Origin of the sequence: Nocardia otitidiscaviarum NBRC 14405, assembly GCF_000308635.1 — a bacterium.
Lineage (GTDB): Bacteria > Actinomycetota > Actinomycetes > Mycobacteriales > Mycobacteriaceae > Nocardia > Nocardia otitidiscaviarum.
In genome coordinates this window covers 1-15568 of record NZ_BAGD01000081.1, presented here as the reverse complement: position 1 = coordinate 15568, position 15568 = coordinate 1, and the positions used below count along the sequence as shown (strand labels likewise).

At 70.8% G+C, this 15568-nt stretch carries 17 protein-coding genes; 7 read left to right on the top strand and 10 right to left on the bottom strand.

What is annotated here, in order from left to right:
- Nucleotides 1-3 precede the first annotated feature (3 nt).
- From ON31_RS16575 to ON31_RS16555, 5 genes are read right to left on the bottom strand one after another with little or no spacing between them, the layout of a single operon-like run.
- The gene (locus tag ON31_RS16575; RefSeq protein ID WP_039814738.1) at nucleotides 4-699 is read right to left on the bottom strand and encodes a hypothetical protein; all 696 of its coding nucleotides are present in this window, start codon (nucleotides 697-699) and stop codon (nucleotides 4-6) included.
- On the bottom strand, nucleotides 696-1817 hold the full coding sequence (locus tag ON31_RS16570; RefSeq protein WP_029924788.1) for an aromatic ring-hydroxylating dioxygenase subunit alpha: 1122 nt from the start codon (nucleotides 1815-1817) through the stop codon (nucleotides 696-698). Before ON31_RS16570 ends, ON31_RS16575 begins: the two co-directional genes overlap by 4 nt.
- Nucleotides 1818-1825: 8 nt before the next feature.
- The gene (locus ON31_RS16565) at nucleotides 1826-2773 is read right to left on the bottom strand and encodes an alpha/beta hydrolase family protein (RefSeq protein WP_039814736.1); all 948 of its coding nucleotides are present in this window, start codon (nucleotides 2771-2773) and stop codon (nucleotides 1826-1828) included.
- A complete protein-coding gene (locus tag ON31_RS16560; RefSeq protein WP_039814734.1) occupies nucleotides 2770-3579 on the bottom strand; it encodes an oxidoreductase in 810 nt (269 codons plus the stop codon). The genes ON31_RS16565 and ON31_RS16560 overlap by 4 nt, the downstream gene beginning before the upstream one ends.
- Nucleotides 3580-3624: 45 nt before the next feature.
- Nucleotides 3625-5232 (bottom strand): nitrilase-related carbon-nitrogen hydrolase, encoded by a 1608-nt coding sequence (locus tag ON31_RS16555; RefSeq protein WP_039814732.1) that lies wholly within the window; start codon nucleotides 5230-5232, stop codon nucleotides 3625-3627.
- A 340-nt stretch (nucleotides 5233-5572) separates the two neighbouring features.
- Between ON31_RS16555 and ON31_RS36255 the strand changes: the two genes are divergently transcribed.
- Genes ON31_RS36255 through ON31_RS36720 form a run of 4 tightly spaced genes read left to right on the top strand, consistent with a single transcriptional unit; the run spans nucleotide 5573 to nucleotide 8266 of the window.
- The gene (locus ON31_RS36255; RefSeq protein WP_039814730.1) at nucleotides 5573-6781 is read left to right on the top strand and encodes a hypothetical protein; all 1209 of its coding nucleotides are present in this window, start codon (nucleotides 5573-5575) and stop codon (nucleotides 6779-6781) included.
- Nucleotides 6778-7353, top strand: coding sequence for a neocarzinostatin apoprotein domain-containing protein (locus tag ON31_RS36250; RefSeq protein ID WP_039814728.1), 576 nt, complete (start codon nucleotides 6778-6780; stop codon nucleotides 7351-7353). Before ON31_RS36255 ends, ON31_RS36250 begins: the two co-directional genes overlap by 4 nt.
- Nucleotides 7354-7373: 20 nt before the next feature.
- The gene (locus ON31_RS36725) at nucleotides 7374-7958 is read left to right on the top strand and encodes a neocarzinostatin apoprotein domain-containing protein (RefSeq protein ID WP_039814725.1); all 585 of its coding nucleotides are present in this window, start codon (nucleotides 7374-7376) and stop codon (nucleotides 7956-7958) included.
- Nucleotides 7955-8266, top strand: a complete 312-nt coding sequence (locus ON31_RS36720) for a Dabb family protein (RefSeq protein ID WP_051037368.1) — start codon at nucleotides 7955-7957, stop codon at nucleotides 8264-8266. The genes ON31_RS36725 and ON31_RS36720 overlap by 4 nt, the downstream gene beginning before the upstream one ends.
- On the opposite strand, the gene ON31_RS16530 is transcribed toward ON31_RS36720, so the two are convergent.
- Nucleotides 8257-8928 (bottom strand): TetR/AcrR family transcriptional regulator, encoded by a 672-nt coding sequence (locus ON31_RS16530; RefSeq protein ID WP_039814723.1) that lies wholly within the window; start codon nucleotides 8926-8928, stop codon nucleotides 8257-8259. The genes ON31_RS36720 and ON31_RS16530 overlap by 10 nt on opposite strands.
- A gap of 308 nt (nucleotides 8929-9236) precedes the next feature.
- Between ON31_RS16530 and ON31_RS16525 the strand changes: the two genes are divergently transcribed.
- From ON31_RS16525 to ON31_RS16515, 3 genes are all read left to right on the top strand, one after another.
- Complete coding sequence (locus ON31_RS16525; RefSeq protein WP_039814721.1) at nucleotides 9237-9839, top strand: TetR/AcrR family transcriptional regulator; 603 nt, start codon at nucleotides 9237-9239, stop codon at nucleotides 9837-9839.
- A 262-nt stretch (nucleotides 9840-10101) separates the two neighbouring features.
- Nucleotides 10102-10863: an SDR family NAD(P)-dependent oxidoreductase gene (locus tag ON31_RS16520; RefSeq protein ID WP_039814719.1), complete on the top strand. Its 762-nt coding sequence runs from the start codon at nucleotides 10102-10104 to the stop codon at nucleotides 10861-10863.
- A 6-nt stretch (nucleotides 10864-10869) separates the two neighbouring features.
- Complete coding sequence (locus ON31_RS16515; RefSeq protein ID WP_255222136.1) at nucleotides 10870-11679, top strand: ThuA domain-containing protein; 810 nt, start codon at nucleotides 10870-10872, stop codon at nucleotides 11677-11679.
- Here the strand turns inward: ON31_RS16515 and ON31_RS16510 are convergent.
- The 4 genes from ON31_RS16510 to ON31_RS16500 form a co-directional block, all read right to left on the bottom strand.
- Complete coding sequence (locus ON31_RS16510) at nucleotides 11655-13082, bottom strand: aldehyde dehydrogenase family protein (protein WP_039814716.1); 1428 nt, start codon at nucleotides 13080-13082, stop codon at nucleotides 11655-11657. The two genes, ON31_RS16515 and ON31_RS16510, sit on opposite strands and share 25 nt — an antisense overlap.
- A gap of 343 nt (nucleotides 13083-13425) precedes the next feature.
- Complete coding sequence (locus ON31_RS16505) at nucleotides 13426-14397, bottom strand: FAD-dependent oxidoreductase (protein WP_169335017.1); 972 nt, start codon at nucleotides 14395-14397, stop codon at nucleotides 13426-13428.
- Nucleotides 14391-14567, bottom strand: coding sequence for an FAD-dependent oxidoreductase (locus ON31_RS37995; protein WP_255222135.1), 177 nt, complete (start codon nucleotides 14565-14567; stop codon nucleotides 14391-14393). The genes ON31_RS16505 and ON31_RS37995 overlap by 7 nt, the downstream gene beginning before the upstream one ends.
- A partial coding sequence (locus ON31_RS16500) for an aldehyde dehydrogenase family protein (protein WP_039814713.1) occupies nucleotides 14564-15568 on the bottom strand: 1005 nt, incomplete at its 5' end. The genes ON31_RS37995 and ON31_RS16500, both read right to left, overlap by 4 nt.

Below are 15568 nucleotides of genomic sequence, written 5' to 3'. Positions count from 1 at the left end.
CTCTCACCGGGCGGCGAGCAGTTCGCCGCGCACCCGTTCGGCCTGTTCGGCGCCGAGCAATTGAGCGACCCGCCCCCACACCGGATCGACCTCGGGGCTGAACAGGTTGGCGCGCTGGCGACGGTCGCGCACCGCCAGCTCGGCGTCCACGGTCGCGACGCCGCTGTCCGCCAGCGTCAGCCAATGCTCGAGATATCGGTCCACGGTGGCGTCGAGGGCCTTGAACGCGGCCTCGGTGGCCCGGCACACCACCATCCACGGCGACATCATTGCCCGCTGCCGGGGTCCGATGGCGGCGGCGGAGAGCCCGTCGATGCGCCACGCCTCCGCCAGCGGATCGGTGAGCGGTCCGAAGGCGGCATCGAGATAGTCCAGGTGCACCGCCAGGTCCACGCGCGGGATGAGATCCAGGTGCATGGCGTGGTAGTCACCCGCGTATACCGCGTCCAGGGTGAAATGCGGTACAGCGGAGTCACTTCCGGTGAAGGCGAACACCATGTGGCTGTCGAGTCCGATGGGCGGCACCACCAGATCCACCACCACCGCCTTGTCGATGGGGCCGCCGCGCAGCACCCGCAGCCTGCCCACCGGATCGGGCGACATGGCGCTGGTCAGCGGCAGATCCTCGGCGACGGTGAGACCGAGCGCGGTGCGCAACGCCGACAGGGTGCGCTCGCAGAGCGCGGTGGGCAGGCTCATTCGGGATTACCTCCGGTGCGGGCCTTGTGCACCCAGGCACTGGCCAGTTCGGGATTGTCGCGGCGGGCGGGGGAGGCGATGACGGTCGCCGTCCGGCGCGGCGAGTCGCCGGTGATGATGTCGTCGTCGCCGACCCACCACCCCTGCTTGCGCAGTTCCAACCGTCGCCGCCGGTAGGCCACCTGGAGGCCGTCGCTGCGCACGTGCAGCTCGTCGGACAGGTCGAAGGGCAGCAGTTCGGGCCGCTGCGATTCCACCACCGGCCGGTCCTGCAGCAGGATCTTCTCGATGCGCTTGCGCGCGTTGCCGTCCGCCCACGCCCCGGTGAAGAAATTGCGGTAGCCCAGGATCTTGACCAGCGTGCGTTCCTGGGAGAGCGGAATATTGAAGTCGTAGAGCAGCATGTCGCCGATCGGCAGCCGGATGTGCAGCTTCACGATGTTCGGCAGATACCAGGCGTTGGTCACGGTGACCGATTCCGGGCGGGGTCGCCGCCGGGCCAGCAGTCCCCACAGCCCCGTGGGCAGTGGCGGACTGAGCTGGATATCGGCCTCGGCGGACCAATCCGTCTGGCGGATACGAAAGTCCGGGATCTCTGGCTTGTCCGGGTTGCCGAAGCTGGTGCCGTGCACGAACGGCGTATGCGCGGCGTCGACCACGTTCTCCAGTGCCCGTTCGTAATTGGCGTCGATCTCCATCTCGAACTGCACCACCCGGAACTCCGGGTCGTCGTGTTCGGGAATGACCGGGATGGGCGGGCGTTCCGCCTCCGGGAGATCGCCCAGGAACGCCCAGACCATGCCGTAGCGCTCCACGGTCGGATAGGCGTCGATCCGCGCCTTGCGGGGGATCTTGCGCTCCTCGGCATTGGCCGGGATCTTCACACAGACACCCTCGCTGTTGTACTGCCAGCCGTGGTACGGGCAGGCGATGCAGTCGTCGGTGACCGTGCCCATGGACAGCGCACCGCCCCGATGCACACACAGATCCGACAGGCAGGTGACCGTGCCGGAGCGGGTGCGGAACAGCACGAAATCCTGCCCGAGACAGGTCACCTTCCGGGGTTGCCGCCCGATGCGGTCGGCGAATTCCAGGGCGTACCAGAAGTTCTTCAGCATGGTGGTTCCTATCGCCGGGTCAGACGCAGTGCGGCATCGTCGAATTCGGCCAGTTCGGTCTTGGCCACGGCATCGCCGCGCAGGTGCGTCCGCAGGAAGATCGAGACCAGCCGCGCGAACGAGGGCAGTGCGTCGGTGTCGCCGACGCCGTCGAGGAAGGCGCGTGCGGCGGTGGGGTCGGCGTCGGCGATCCCGAAGTGATTGGCTCCCGCCACCTCCGCCAGCAGGTGATCGCCGTCGGGCAGCGCCTCGGTGAAGGTGCGCCGCACCGGATCGGGCCGCTCGTCCCCCTCCTCGCCGTAGCGGTCGGCGCTGCCCTGGATCACCCCGTCGCGTGACCCCACACCCAGCAGCACCGGGCAGGCGGTCTGGGCGGGCAGCACGGTGCCCGGCGCCCAGCCCAGCATGGTGGCGACGAGTGTGTGCGCGCCCCAGGCGAATACCGCCGCGATCTCGGGGAAGAAGCGCGCGGACTGGAGGGCCACGGTGCCGCCCGCCGAATGTCCGCCCAGGGCGACTCGCTCCAGATCGAGCGCGCCGTGCAAGGGCGGCTGGTCGTTCAGTTCGGCCAGGGCGGCCAGCACCGCGCCGATGGTCGGGCAGGTCGGCCGGGTGCCGTAGGCGTCCGGGCGGGCGGCGTCCAGATCCACACCCGGGGTGAGCCCACGCTGCCCGCCGAACAGTTCGGCTACCCGATCCAAGGTGACCACCACGAATCCGGTCGCGGCGACCGCGGTGGCGAAGCGGCGGTAGGACTCCTGCCCGACATTGACCCCGGACAGGAAAACCACCACCGGATAGGGCGCGCCCGCCGGATCGGGCGGGAACACGCCGGTGAGCCGTTCGGCGTCGGAACCGGTGGCGACGGCCGGGTAGTAGACCTTCAGGTGGGCGGTGTCGAACGGTGCGGTGCCGTCGGTGCGCGCCGACCACCACAGGGAGCGAATGAGTGTCATGCGGTCGGCCTCGGCAGTTCACGGTCGCCGCCCCAGAGCGCGCGCACCAGCCGCTGGGTGAGTTCGGGCCGGAAGAACCGCTCTCCCATGACATTCGCCGGATCCCGCTCGGCGATATTGCGGCGGATGGCCAGATCTCGCTCGGCCAGTGTGGGGCGTTCCGAGGCGGGCACGGGTTCGGCGGCGTCCACCCAGGTCAGCCACTGCTCCACACGGGAGGTCAGCACCTGCGCCACGGTGTCGAGATTCGGTCGCGTGGGCGGAAAGGAATAGCAGTACGCGGTGGGGGAGAGGCTGCCGCGAATGAAGCCGGTGCGGCTGGTGAACCAGGTGAAATCCGGGTGGTCGCGCTTGAAGTCCAGCCAGGGTTCGTCATTGGGGGCGTAGAAGTCGTCGAAGTACGCGCCGTCGCCGACGAGGTCGCCGCGCGGGATCGCGTCCACGTAGAACCAGCCCTCCGGCCACAGCAGCAGCGCCGATCCGAGGTGCGGCACCCGGATGTGCGGGCCCAGCCACACGGTGAGATGCAGGTTCACGAAACCGGTTCGGGGATCGCCGATCCAGGAGTGCACCAGCCAGTCGATCTCCGGTCCGGCGTAGGCGGCGAGGCTGCCGGAGGGACCACCGTCCGGGTCGCCGTAGGTCTCCAGATCGGCGGTCGAGGGATCGCGGGTGAGCGTGAAGCGGTCGGCGATACGGGATTTCAATCCGGTCAGCAGCGCCCGCCACTCCTCGAAGGTCTCGGTCACATCGGCGCGCGGGGTCTGGTCGACCAGCTGCTCGACGTGTTGCAGGGTTTCGCTCATGGCTGCTCCGGAGTCGTCGATACGGTTGTCACACGGCTGCTTTCGTCAGGGCACGGGTAGGGAATCGAAGGGTTGACGCGGGCGATCGGCCACCAGGTCGGTGCCCCGGGATACGAGGCGGTTGGCGGCCTGGGCCGGTCGGATGCGGGCGCGAACGCTGGTGGCCCCGGCCGGAACCGGGGTGATGTCGGGATGGCTGATCACCCCCGCGAACGGGCCCTCCCAGACCGTCCAGAGGGTGAAATCGGGGCTGAGCGCGTAGATCCCGCCGGTGAGCGCACCGCTGTCGTCGAGTCCGGCGGCCACCACATTGAGCCGATTCTCGGCCGCGCGTTCGGGCAGTCCGAGGCGCGCTTCCCACGGTTCGGCGGGGGTGTGGCACACCGCGACCACATCGGCGTCCTGGACGGCCGCCAGCCGGAAGGTCTCGGGAAACAGCGTGTCGTCGCCGACCACCAGAGCCAGTCGACCCCAGGGCAGTTCGATCACGGTGAGGGCCGAGACGGGCGCGGTCAGCCAGGGGTGGCGCGCGGTCGCATGCAGCTGCGGCTGGCGCGCCACCACCCCGTCGGCGTTCACCAGCAGACCGTGGTGAGCGACGCCCTCGCGGACGGTGGTGACCGCGTGCGCGGTGGTGTCGCGCAGGGCGTCCACGAGTGCGGGGACCGGCAGGGCGGCCAGTTCCGGCAGCACGATCAACTGGGCGTCGGCGGTGGCCAGCGCCCGCACGGTGTCGTGATCGGGCCGGGCGACCGCCGCGGTCACCGCCGCCGCGCCGGTCGGGGCCTGTCGGGCGGCGGGTGCGGTGAGCAGCGGCCGGTAGAGGTCGGGCCGCCGGGCGGCGAGCACATCGGTGCCGTCCGGCCGTCGTTTGTCGTCGGCGCGGGCGATCTCGATATCGGCGACGATCACGGCCTCCCCGCGCGGCGGAGCCTTGGCCACGCAGGTGCCGTCGGGGGCCACGATCTGGGACTCCCCGGCTCCGTCGAGTCGATCCGGCGGTACGCCGAGCCGGGCGGCGATCTCGGGCAGCCGGTCCACCGGCAGCAGCGGGCCGACCTTGTTGGCGGCGATCACCCACACCTTGTTCTCGGCGGCGCGCACCGGAATATGCAGTGCCGCCTCGTCGACAGCGAAGGAGTTGAGGCTGTTGAGCAGTACCCGCGCGCCGCGTACCGCCAGCGACCGGGTGACCTCGTTGACGACGCCCTCCATGCAGGCGTACATGCCGAGGCGGCCGAGTGCGGTCTCGATGACCGGCGAATCCTCCCGGCCCACCGCGAGATAGTCGTTCTCGGCACCCATGAGGATCTGCTTGTCGGCATGGCCGAGCAGCTCGCCCGCGGGGCCGAAGAGCAGCGAGGCTCCGGTGGTCCGGCCGTCGGGGTGCGCCAGCGTGACGCCGATCTTGACGAATACGCCGTGGTGGGCGGCGCGGTCGGCGATGGTGGTGAGAAAGGAATCTCCGAGTCGGCACGCCATTCGGTGCGCATGGGCGCGGTCGTCGTACCAGGATAGGTGGTTACAGAACTCGGGGAGTACCACCAGTTCCGCGCCCGTATCGGCGGCGGCGTCGATCATGCGGACGCAGGTGGCGAGGTTGTCCGCGACATCGGTTCCGACCGCGAACTGCGCGGCCGCGACTCGGGTCATAGGGTGAGGCCCTTCCACTCCGGATCGCGTTTCCTTCATCGAAACGCTGTTTCCATAGGTCTGATTCTGTACCCGGTGCCCGGATCTGTCCAGCCGCGTTCGCGGATTTCACGCCGTGGTAATCGGCAGTGCCGCGATCTTGCTGTTTCCCTTGCGGGCGCATTCGTTTCGCCTTGACACCCGGTGGAGGTGCAGGTTCAATATGGCAATTCCGAAACTGCGTTTCCTTCAGAGAAACGCTCGCAGGAGGTAAGGATGACGACCTGCGAATCGCACCGATCCCCGTTTCCGTCCGCCGCGTCCGGCAGCGCTGGTCCGCGGCGCAGGTCGGAGGGGTGATATGCGTTCCGATCGACTCGGGCTCGCCGCCCTGGTGCTCGCCGGTGCCTGGGCTGGTCCGGTGGCGGGCGGGCAACTGGTGCTGCTGAGCAAGCCGTTCGGCGGGGTGGTCGGCGTCCCCGGCGCGGCGGTCGGCTATATCGCTGTCACCGCGCTGGTCACCGGTTCGGTGGCGGCGGCGGTGGCGGTGTGGCGGCGGGTGTCGCCGTCCTGGGTGGCGGCGGCCGGGATCGTGGCCGGGCTGGCGTTCATCGTCGCCGGGATGGTCACCGCGCCCGTGCCTTTCGTCGCGGCGCTGCTGGTCGCGAGCGCGGCCTGCGGCCCGCTCATCGCGATCGGACGCGTCGTGGTCTGGCGACAGCCGCGCGCCCTGGCCGGATGGCAGGTGGCGATGACCGTGGGTGTGGCGGTCGCGGCGGGCACGAGTGCCATCTGGATCGAGACGCCCGGCACAGCGCTGATCGTCGCGGGCATCGCTGTCGGACTGCACAGTGTGCTGGCGCTGGGAGTGACACGTGCCGCGGAAGAACCGATTCCGATCGGTGCTGGTGCTGGTGCCAGTGCCGGTGGCGGTTCCGACGGAAGTTCCGGTGGCCGTGCCAGCGCCGGCGCAGGTGTGGGTGTCGGAGCGGACGCGGGGGTGTCCGTCTCGATCCGGTTGCTCCTGTTCGGGTATGCCATCGCCGGATTCGTGCTGGGCGGCACCGTACTGCCCGCACTGCATCTGCTGCTCTTCCGCTGGGAAGCCTTCGGTGCCGACCAGGTGGGGTTGCTGCTGCTGGCCGCGGTGCCCGCGGGTATCGCGGTGGCACTGCCCGGCCCGCACGTCGGCGCCGTACCGGTGCTGCTGATCCTCGCCGCGGGTGGTCCGGTCCTGGTGGCCACCGCGCCGGGCACCGCCGGTGCGGCGATCGGCATCACGGTCACGCTGGCCGCCGCCGCACGGGCGGCCCGGGGTCTGGACCGCACGGCCGCGACCGTGCCGGAACACCCGTGGTTCCCGATGCTCACCCTGCTCGCCGTTCTGGCGGCCGGGGTGCTGGGGCTGGGTGCGGTGACGCTGCTCGACGCGCGCTTCGGCACGGGGACCGCGCTCACCGCGCTCGCCCTGCCCGTCCTGATCGCCGCCGCGCTGTACGCGCGCTCGGCGCGTCCTCGACCGGCGCGAACCAGCGCCGCCCACCCGGTGCTCGAAGGAGGGCTGTCATGATCCGCGCGGCCGCGGTCTGTTCCATCACGCTGGCGGCGCTGTCCGTCACCGCACCCGCGTACGCGGCACCGGAGGACCCGCCCGCGCTGTCGGTGAGCGCGAGTTCGGGCCTCACCGAGGGGCAGCGAATCACGGTGGACGGCAGCGGCTTCCGGCCCGGCCTGGCCGCCGTCGCCGTGGGCCTGTGCACGCAGGGCTTCGCCAACGGGCTGCGGGACTGCGACCTGGAAGGCGGGGCCACCTTCGTCAATATCGCCGCCGACGGCACCATCCCGACCGTAACCCTCACCGCGCGAGCTCGTTTCGGTGATATCGACTGCACGCAGCGGCAGTGTGTGATCGCCGCCGCGCCGCTGCCCGGCACCGAACCGCAATCGGTGATCGACGCGAATTCCGCGCAGATCCCGGTCGATTTCGCCGGTTCCCGGCCACCTGCCACCCCCACGACCACCACGTCGGCCACCCGGGTCGACTCCGAGACCGCCGGTCCGTCGATGGCGCTGTGGTCGATCACCGCCGCCCTGTTGTCCGCCGTAGCTCTCGCCGCGCTCGCCGAGCGTCGGCGCTTGTGACCATCCCCCGAGGAGGAAATATGAAGTCCACCGTCCTGCGCACCGCCGTACCGGCGGCCGCCGCCACCCTGGCACTGCTCGTCGGCAGTCCGGCCGCGTCCGCCGCGCCGACGCTGGAGGTGAGCGAGAGTTCCGGAGTCGCGCCCGGACAGATGATCACGGTGAATCTGGCGGGCCTGCCGCCGAATCTGCCCACGGTGGCCGTGGGCCAATGCAAACCGCAGATCACACTGCCGACCGACTGCCAGCTCAGCGGCTCGCTCATGGGCCGCGCCGACGAACAGGGCGTCTGGCAGCCGACCGGCGGCCGCGAGTTGGCGCTGGTCGAGGCGGTCGGCGGCACCGACTGCACCGCCGCCCCCGGAGCCTGCACCGTCGCGGTCACCAGCCTGACCGACCCGTCCAAGATCCTGGCATCCGTCCCGCTCACCTTCGGCGCGCCGGAGACCACACCGCCGCCCGCGCCGATGGCCGACGCCGACACGACCGAAGCGGCCGAGGAGGACAGCGATACCGGCATGATCGTCGCCATCGTGGCCGGTGGCGTAATACTCGCGGCCTTGGCCGCCGGACTGCTGGTGATGCGTCGCCGCGGCAGCCGATGACCGCCGACGCGATCAGCACCGACGGGGCGCTCACCCACGTGGTGCTCATGAAGTTCGCCGATCGCGCCGACAGCGAGCGCGCGGCGGAGCTGCTGCGCGGCCTGGCGGGCGAGGTGCCGCACGTGCGGTCGCTGACGGTCGAGCTGGACGAGCTCGGCACCGATGTCTCCTACGACCTGTGCCTGGTGACCACCCACGACTCCGGCGCGGAACTCTTGGCCTACCAGGGGCATCCGGCGCACCGCGAGGTGGCGGCCTGGCTGGTGCCGCGCCTGGCGGCGCGGGCGGTGGTGGACTATCACTCCTGAGCGGGGGCGGCGGGTCCTGGCTCGCGCCCCTTCACCATGCGGTGGCACACCTCGATGAGCGCGGTCCGCAGGTCTTCGTCGGGTATTCCCGCCAGGGGGCCGTCGTCGAGGCGAAGGGGATGCACGGCGATGGTGGTCATGATCATGGTGCGGATGCGCAGCGCCCGCAGCGCGCGGACCGCCGCGGCGGCGCGCGGAGTGGCGGGTACCGGATCGGCCCCGAAGTAGTCGTGGGCGCGCCGTTCGTGGCGGGCCGCGTACTCCGCTGCCAGCGTGCGTGATCCGGGCGTCGCACCGCCGTGCGACTGACCGGTGAGCAGGCGGAAGGCGTCGGGGTCGCGGACAGTCCAGTCCCAGACGGCGGTGACGATCCGGTCCAGGGTGCGCTCGTCGGCCGGTGCGTCCCGCGGCCATGCCGCCTCGGCCGCGGCGGAACTGGCGTCCATGGCCTGGCGGAGGGCGGCGTCGAACAGCTCCTCCTTACCGGTGAAGTGGTAGTAGACCGCCGCCGACCCCATCCCGGCATCGTCGGCGATGTCCTGAATCGCGGTGTCGGCGAAGCCTTTACGTGCGAACACCCGGACTGCTGCCGCGACGACGAGGTGGCGGCGTGACGGCCGATGCGCGGGCGGGCGGACATCCTCGAGGGGGCGATCGGTCATCCTCGCTGCTCCGGTTCACTGTGCGCCGACGGTGGGTGCGCTCAGGATGGCACAAGCGCCGCTACGGCGAGTCACAGCGTTTCGCGCGACGAGCGTTTCGCGCGACGAGGGCACAGCGTTTCGCGCAGCGACGCCAGACCGTTTGTGTGGTGATGGCCGAGTGCTCGTAACAATCGCAGAGCACTGGTTCGGCGCGTTCGCCGAGCACTGTTGTGCGATGGCAGAGCCACTGGTTCGGCGCGATGGCACTGTGCTCGTATGGCGATGGCGCGGTGCTCGCATGGTGTCGAGCCTGTCATCATCGTGCGATGGCAGATAGATCCGGCGCGCGTCGCGCCCCCCACCGTCCGTCCCGACAGGACGCGGTTCTGGATGCCGCGGTGGTGCTGTGCGCGGCGCGGCCGATCGAGCAGGTGACCGTGGCCGAGATCGCCGCCGCGGCGGGTATGACCCCGGCCGCGGTGTATTACCACTACCGGTCCAAGGACGAGGTGCTGCTGGCCGCCGTGCGTCGGTTCGCGCGGGCGCTGACGACTCGCCTGTGCGACGAGCTCGACCGGAGCCCGGACGTGCCGATCGGCGATGTCCTGGACGCGATGCTGCACTGGTGCTCGCACCGACGCGATGCCGCGCTGGTGTACTTCGTTCGCTCACCCGGCTGGAATTCGGCCGTCGAAGCGTTGCGCGGCGCGCACCGGGCCGAGGTCGTGATCGTGCTCGAAGCCGAATTGGCCCGGCGGCACGGGAAGTCGTCACCCGCGCGCTGCGGCGTGGCGGCGACCGCGCTGTCGAGCCTGCTCGAGGTGGCGGCCGTCGCGTGGCTCACCGAGGACGCCGTGCTGGCCGATCTGGGCCGCCGGCGCTTCGGCGCGGAGGTGCGTGCGATCGCGGAGGATATCGGCGCGCTGTGATCCGCGCGGTGCCGCGCCTACTAGTTCGGGCGTGCGCATCGGAAATCCGCTGTGCGTGTGTCGAGTCCTGCTGTTCCCGTCGGGCTTTCACTGTGTCCCCGGCGACTTGCGCTGTGCCCGGAAGACTTTCCCCGCGAATTCGGCGAAGTTTCTATAGACGGTCTCTAGTTTGTGTTTCACTGAAACCGGCAGCGCGCCGAGAGCCGCTCCCACACAGCGCATTCCGGCGTGACAGCATCCGCCGATCGGAAGGAACACTCCCATGGACCTGGATCTCGAAGGCAAGCGCGCCCTCATCACGGGCGCGAGTCGCGGCATCGGCCTCACCACCGCACGGTCCCTGCTCGCCGAAGGTGCGGCGGTGGGCGTCTGCGCCCGCGACGCGGACGCGCTCGCCGCCGCCGCGGCGCAACTGGGGGAGCAGGGCACGGTATTTCACCGGGCGGCGGACGTCTCGGACCCGGACGCCATCACCGAGCTGGTCGAGGCCGTCGCGGGCGCACTGGGCGGTCTGGACATCGTGGTGGTCAATGCCTCCGCCTCGGTGGGAGAGGGACCCGAGGCGTGGGAGAACAACTTCCGCACCGATCTGATGAGTCTGGTGCGCCTGCTGGAGGCGGCCGCACCGCATCTGGAGCGCAGCGACGCGGCGGCCGTGGTCGCCATCGCCAGCACCTCCGCACTGGAGGCCGGGGTGCTGCCGACCGCCAACGGCTTCGGCGCGCTCAAGGCCGCCATTATCCAGCACGTCGGTGCGCAGGCACGGGCACTGGGGCCCAAGGGGATTCGGGTCAATGCCGTCTCACCCGGGCCGGTGTACTTCGACGGTGGGGCGTGGGACTACATCAAGAATCAGCTGCCCGCGCTCTACGACGGCGCGGTGGCCGCCACCGCCCTGGGGCGGCTGGCCGGACCCGAGGACGTGGCCCGCACGGTCACCTTTCTCGCCTCCCCGGCGGCACGGCACATCACCGGGGTCAACCTGGTGGTGGACGGCGGCTTCACCAATCGATTCGACTTCTGAGGCGGCATGATGTCCGGACCCACCGGCCGGATCGAGGCGGTGCTGGTGTGCGGTGGACGCTGGCACGACTTCGACTACGCCCGGCTGCGGTTGCTGCGCGAACTCGGCATCTACGAACTCGTCCGCACCCGGGTATTCGAGGACTACGACTGCCGCGACGCCCTGGATACCGCCGACCTGCTCGTGACCTACACCTGTGCCACCGTGCCCACCGAGCAGCAGCGGAAACGGGTGGCGGACTTCGTCTCCCGGGGCGGGCGCTGGCTGGCGCTGCACGGCACCAATGCCGCCATCGAACCCCTGGGCCCGGATGCCGACGCCCTGTTCGCCACGCCCCGCGACTTCGGTGAGCTCGCGGCGGTCCTGGGCAGCCAGTTCCTCGGCCACCCGGATATCGCGCCCTACCGGGTGGTGCCGACCGAACCCGAGCATCCGCTGCTACGGGGGATCGGGGAGTTCGAGGTGACCGACGAGCTGTACATCAGCGAACTGCATCCGCCGCTGCGCGTGCTCGCCCACACCCGATTCGTCGGCGACTGCCCGGGTTTCGCGGAGGGGCACACCCGCACCGACGAGATCCGCCCGGTGCTGTATCTGAAGGACCACGGAGCCGGCGTGGTCTGCTACCTCACCCTGGGCCACTGCCGCGGCCGCTACGATCTGCGCGATCTCGGCATCGCGGATCTGGGGCGCACCGACCGGGGCAGCTGGGAATCCCCTGCGTTTCGGACCATCCTGCGCCGCTGTGTGCACTGGGCGGTGACCGGTCGGATGCGCGCGGATGTGGACGGCTACCGCGACGCCGCGTCCGGGTAGGCGCGCGCGGGCATGCCCGCGCCGCCGGGGCGGAATGCGGCCGGGGCGTGGATCACGGTGCTCTGCACGTACTCTCGCAGGCCCTCCTCGGCGTACTCACGACCGAAGCCGCTGCGTTTGACCCCGCCGAACGGCGCGCGCAGCGACATGCCGGTGCGGTTGTGGGTGTTGACGAAGGTGAAGCCCACCTCGAGCCGGGCGGCCACCGCGAGGGCGCGGTCCTCGTCGGCCGACCAGACCGAGGCGGCGAGACCGAAGTCGGAGGCGTTGGCCCGGGCCAGCGCCTCGTCCTCGGTCTCGTAGGTGAGTACGGGGACCAGCGGGCCGAACTGTTCCTCCCGCACCAGGGCGGCGTCGTCGGGGAGGTCGAGGGCCAGCGTGGGTGCGACGTAGTACCCGTCGGCGGTGTCCGTCGGCAGATCCGCGAGCGGGATGAGCCAGCCGCCGCGATTCCAGGCGTCGGCGATGAAGTGATTCATGCGCTCGACGGCGGCGCGATCGACCACCGGACCCGTGGTCACCCGTTCGTCCAGCGGATCACCCACGATCAGGACGCGGCGCGCCGCGGCGAGATAGGACTCGACGAACTCGTCCAGGCGGTGCCGCGGCACATACAGCCGCTTGGCCGCCATGCACACCTGACCGGCGGTGGCGAACGAGGCGAGCACCAGCCGCTCGTAATCGGCCGGGGTGAGCGCGAAATCGTCGAGGAGCACCGCCGGATCGTTGCCGCCGAGTTCCAGCACCACCGGGGTGAGCGCCGTACCGGCCGCCGCGGCGATGTGGCGGCCCGCCTCGGCCCCGCCGGTGAAGGCCACCTTGCCGACCCTCGGATGCGCGATGAGCGCGCGCACTGTCTCCGGGCCACCGTGGATCACGTGGGTGGCGGGCAGCAACGCCGCGAGCTTCGTCACCGCGAGAGGTGCGAGCGGAGACGGCTTGAGCACCACCGCGTTTCCGGCGGCGAGCGCGGGACCGAGTTTGAGTGCGGCGAGAATGACGGGTGCGTTCCACGGGGTGATCGCGGCGACCACCCCGAAGGGAGCGGGTGTGCATTCGATTCGGCCGTGCTCGTCGTCGATGACCGAACCGTCGAGCACACGCGGTGCGTTCGCGCATACCCACCGCAGATAGGTTGCCGCGAAACCGATCTCGCCCCGGCAATCGGCCACCGGTTTACCGGTCTCCCGGGCGAGCAGCACACTCAGCCGCGCGGCCGCGGCCGCGAGCGCGTCGGCGGCGGTGCCCAGCACCGTCAGGCGGCGTTCCAACGGCAGCGCCGACCACCCCAGGAAATCCCGATGCGCTTCGCGGACCACCGGATCCACCCCCTCGGCCGGTGTGACCGGTACCGTTCCGACGATCTCGCTCGGCCGGGCCGGATTCTCCCGCGAGATTCTCATCGGTGCGCTCCATCCGGCCTCGCGCCGCCGCGAGGCGCATACGCGCCCGACACCGCAGCGCCGTGCGCTCGGTCGCCTACGTGACCCATGCGGGCGGCCCCGGTTGGCGCCGTGGGCGCGGGTGGGGGGAACCCGCCGCGAACGCCGACCCGGCGCGAGTGGCCGCGTCGGCGGACGACGCCGTCCTCCGGAGTGGGCAGACCCGTACCCCGCCGCGCGAAACCGTAACGGCCGCAGCGTCTTCGGACCAGACCTCCGGCGGCATGCGGGGATCGAGGATCGACGGCGGTGGTGGGTACGTGTACCGCGGTATATGCCGCGGTCGGCATGGTCGTGCGGCGAATCACCGTGGCGCCTCCAAGGAGTCGAGCAGGCAGGCGCGGCGCAGGTGGGCGCGGGCGGCGATGGGATCGGCCGCCAGTTCACGCAGGTGCGCGCGGTAGGTCTCGTCCTCGCCGCGCAGTCGCCGCCAGTTGTCGTGGCTGGTGCGCTGTACGTACTCGACGGCGACCGTGCGCCGCCGGGCGGCCACCGCGTCCAGGTCCGATTCGGTACCGCCGTCGAGCACATCGGCGAGTGCGGTGGCGAGTTGGACGGCGTCGTGGATGCCGCTGTTCATACCCATGCCACCGAGCGGATTGTTCACATGGGCCGCATCGCCCATGAGCAGCACCCGGCCGCTGCGGAACGACGGGGCGACGCGCTGGTGCACCCGGTACAGCGAGGCGTGCCGGATGCGCCACGGGTGTCCCAGATCCGCGACGGCCGCCAAACGCTGTGGCAGTCGGGACCATTCGAGGTCGTCGTCGGTATCGGCGGCGGTGGGCAGCAGCACCCGCCAGTGCTCGGGGGTGCGCAGCAGCACCAGCCATTCGTCCGGGTCGAAGACGTAGTTGATCGGCGCGAGATCGGGCAGCGCCGCCGCGAGATCCTCGTCGACCGACGCGACCAGGAACCGTTCCGGATAGGTGCTGCCGTCGAAACCGACCCCGATACCGTGGCGGACCGCCGAATGCGCGCCGTCCGCGCCGATCACCCAGTCGGCGCGCACCGGCCCGCGCGAGGTGTGCAGTACCGCCCCGTCGTCGCTGGCGTACAGTCCGCGCACCTCATGGCCGAAGCGCACGTCGGCGTGCGCGGGCAGCGCGCCGAGCAGGATGGGCGTGAGTTTGCTCTGCTCACACTGCACCCGGAACGGGTAGTCGGTGTCGTCGGCGAGCACCCCCAGGTCGAGGGTGGCGATCGGGCCGCGGCCACGCTCCCGGTACTGGAACGTCGCCGCGATGATGCCTTGGGCCAGCAGCGGTTTCAGCACCCCAGATCCGCGAGCATCGCCAGGGTCGGTGGATGGAAGGTGGAGGCCCGCGATTCGGCGGCCAGACCGTCGCCCTGTTCGAGCACGGTGACCGGAACGCCACGGCGGGCGAGGGTGAGCGCGGCGGTCAAGCCGACCGGACCCGCCCCCACCACCACGACGGTGGTCACGACGTGTGGAGGGCGAAGCGGCCCTCGACGCCGACCACCCGGGCTCCGGTGAAGAAGCGCAGGGTTTCGGTGGTGCCCTCCTCGCCCAGCCCGGACAGCCCCCATGCCGGGCGCGGCGTCATGAGGTGCAGGCTCATGATCGACGAGCCGTTGACCTTGACCTCACCGGCGCGTATCCGGTGCGCCACGCTGACGGCCAGCTCCTCGTCGCTGCCGCACACATAGCACTCCAGTCCGTAGGGGACGGCATTGGCCAGGCGCACCGCTTCCTCGACGGAGTCGTAGGTGACGGTTCCGGCGACCGGTCCGAACACCTCGTCGGTGAGATCGTCGGCGAGCAGCGTGGGCTCCAGATAGTTGCCGCCGCCGGGCAGCGTGCCGTAGGCGTGGAACCGGCGTCCGGTCAGCGCCGCCCGCACCCGGTGCGCATGGCGGGAGTGAATGAGCGGGCCGAAGTCCGTCTCCGGATCCAGCGGCGGCCCGATGCGCAAGGCCGCCAAGAGTTTTCCGGTGGCGTCCAGGATCTCGGCGGCGCGGTCGGCGGGCAGGATCAACCGGCCCAGTGCCCGGCACCACTGACCGTTGAGGGTGGTGAGCAGTTCGGCCGCCATACGCGCGGCGGTGTCGAGCTCGGCGTCGGGCAGCACCACGAGGGGATTGTTGCCGCCCAGTTCGAGCTGACACGGTCGCAGCAGGGGAGCCGATACGGTGGCGATGGAGCGGCCCCCGGGCAGTCCGCCGGTGAAGGAGACGGCCTTGACGCGCGGGTCCGCGACCAGCTGCGCACCGGTCGCCGGACCGCCCTGCACCAGCTGGAACATCCCGGCGGGCACATGGTCGGCGATCACCTCGGCCAGCAAAATCGCGCTGTAGGGCGCCAATTCGCTGACCTTCAGAATGACCGGGCAGCCCGCCGCCAGGGCGTTGGCCACCTTGTGCGCGGCCATCGGGGCGGGTGCGTTCCACGGCACCAGGCACAGTGCCGGACCCAGTGGCAGCCG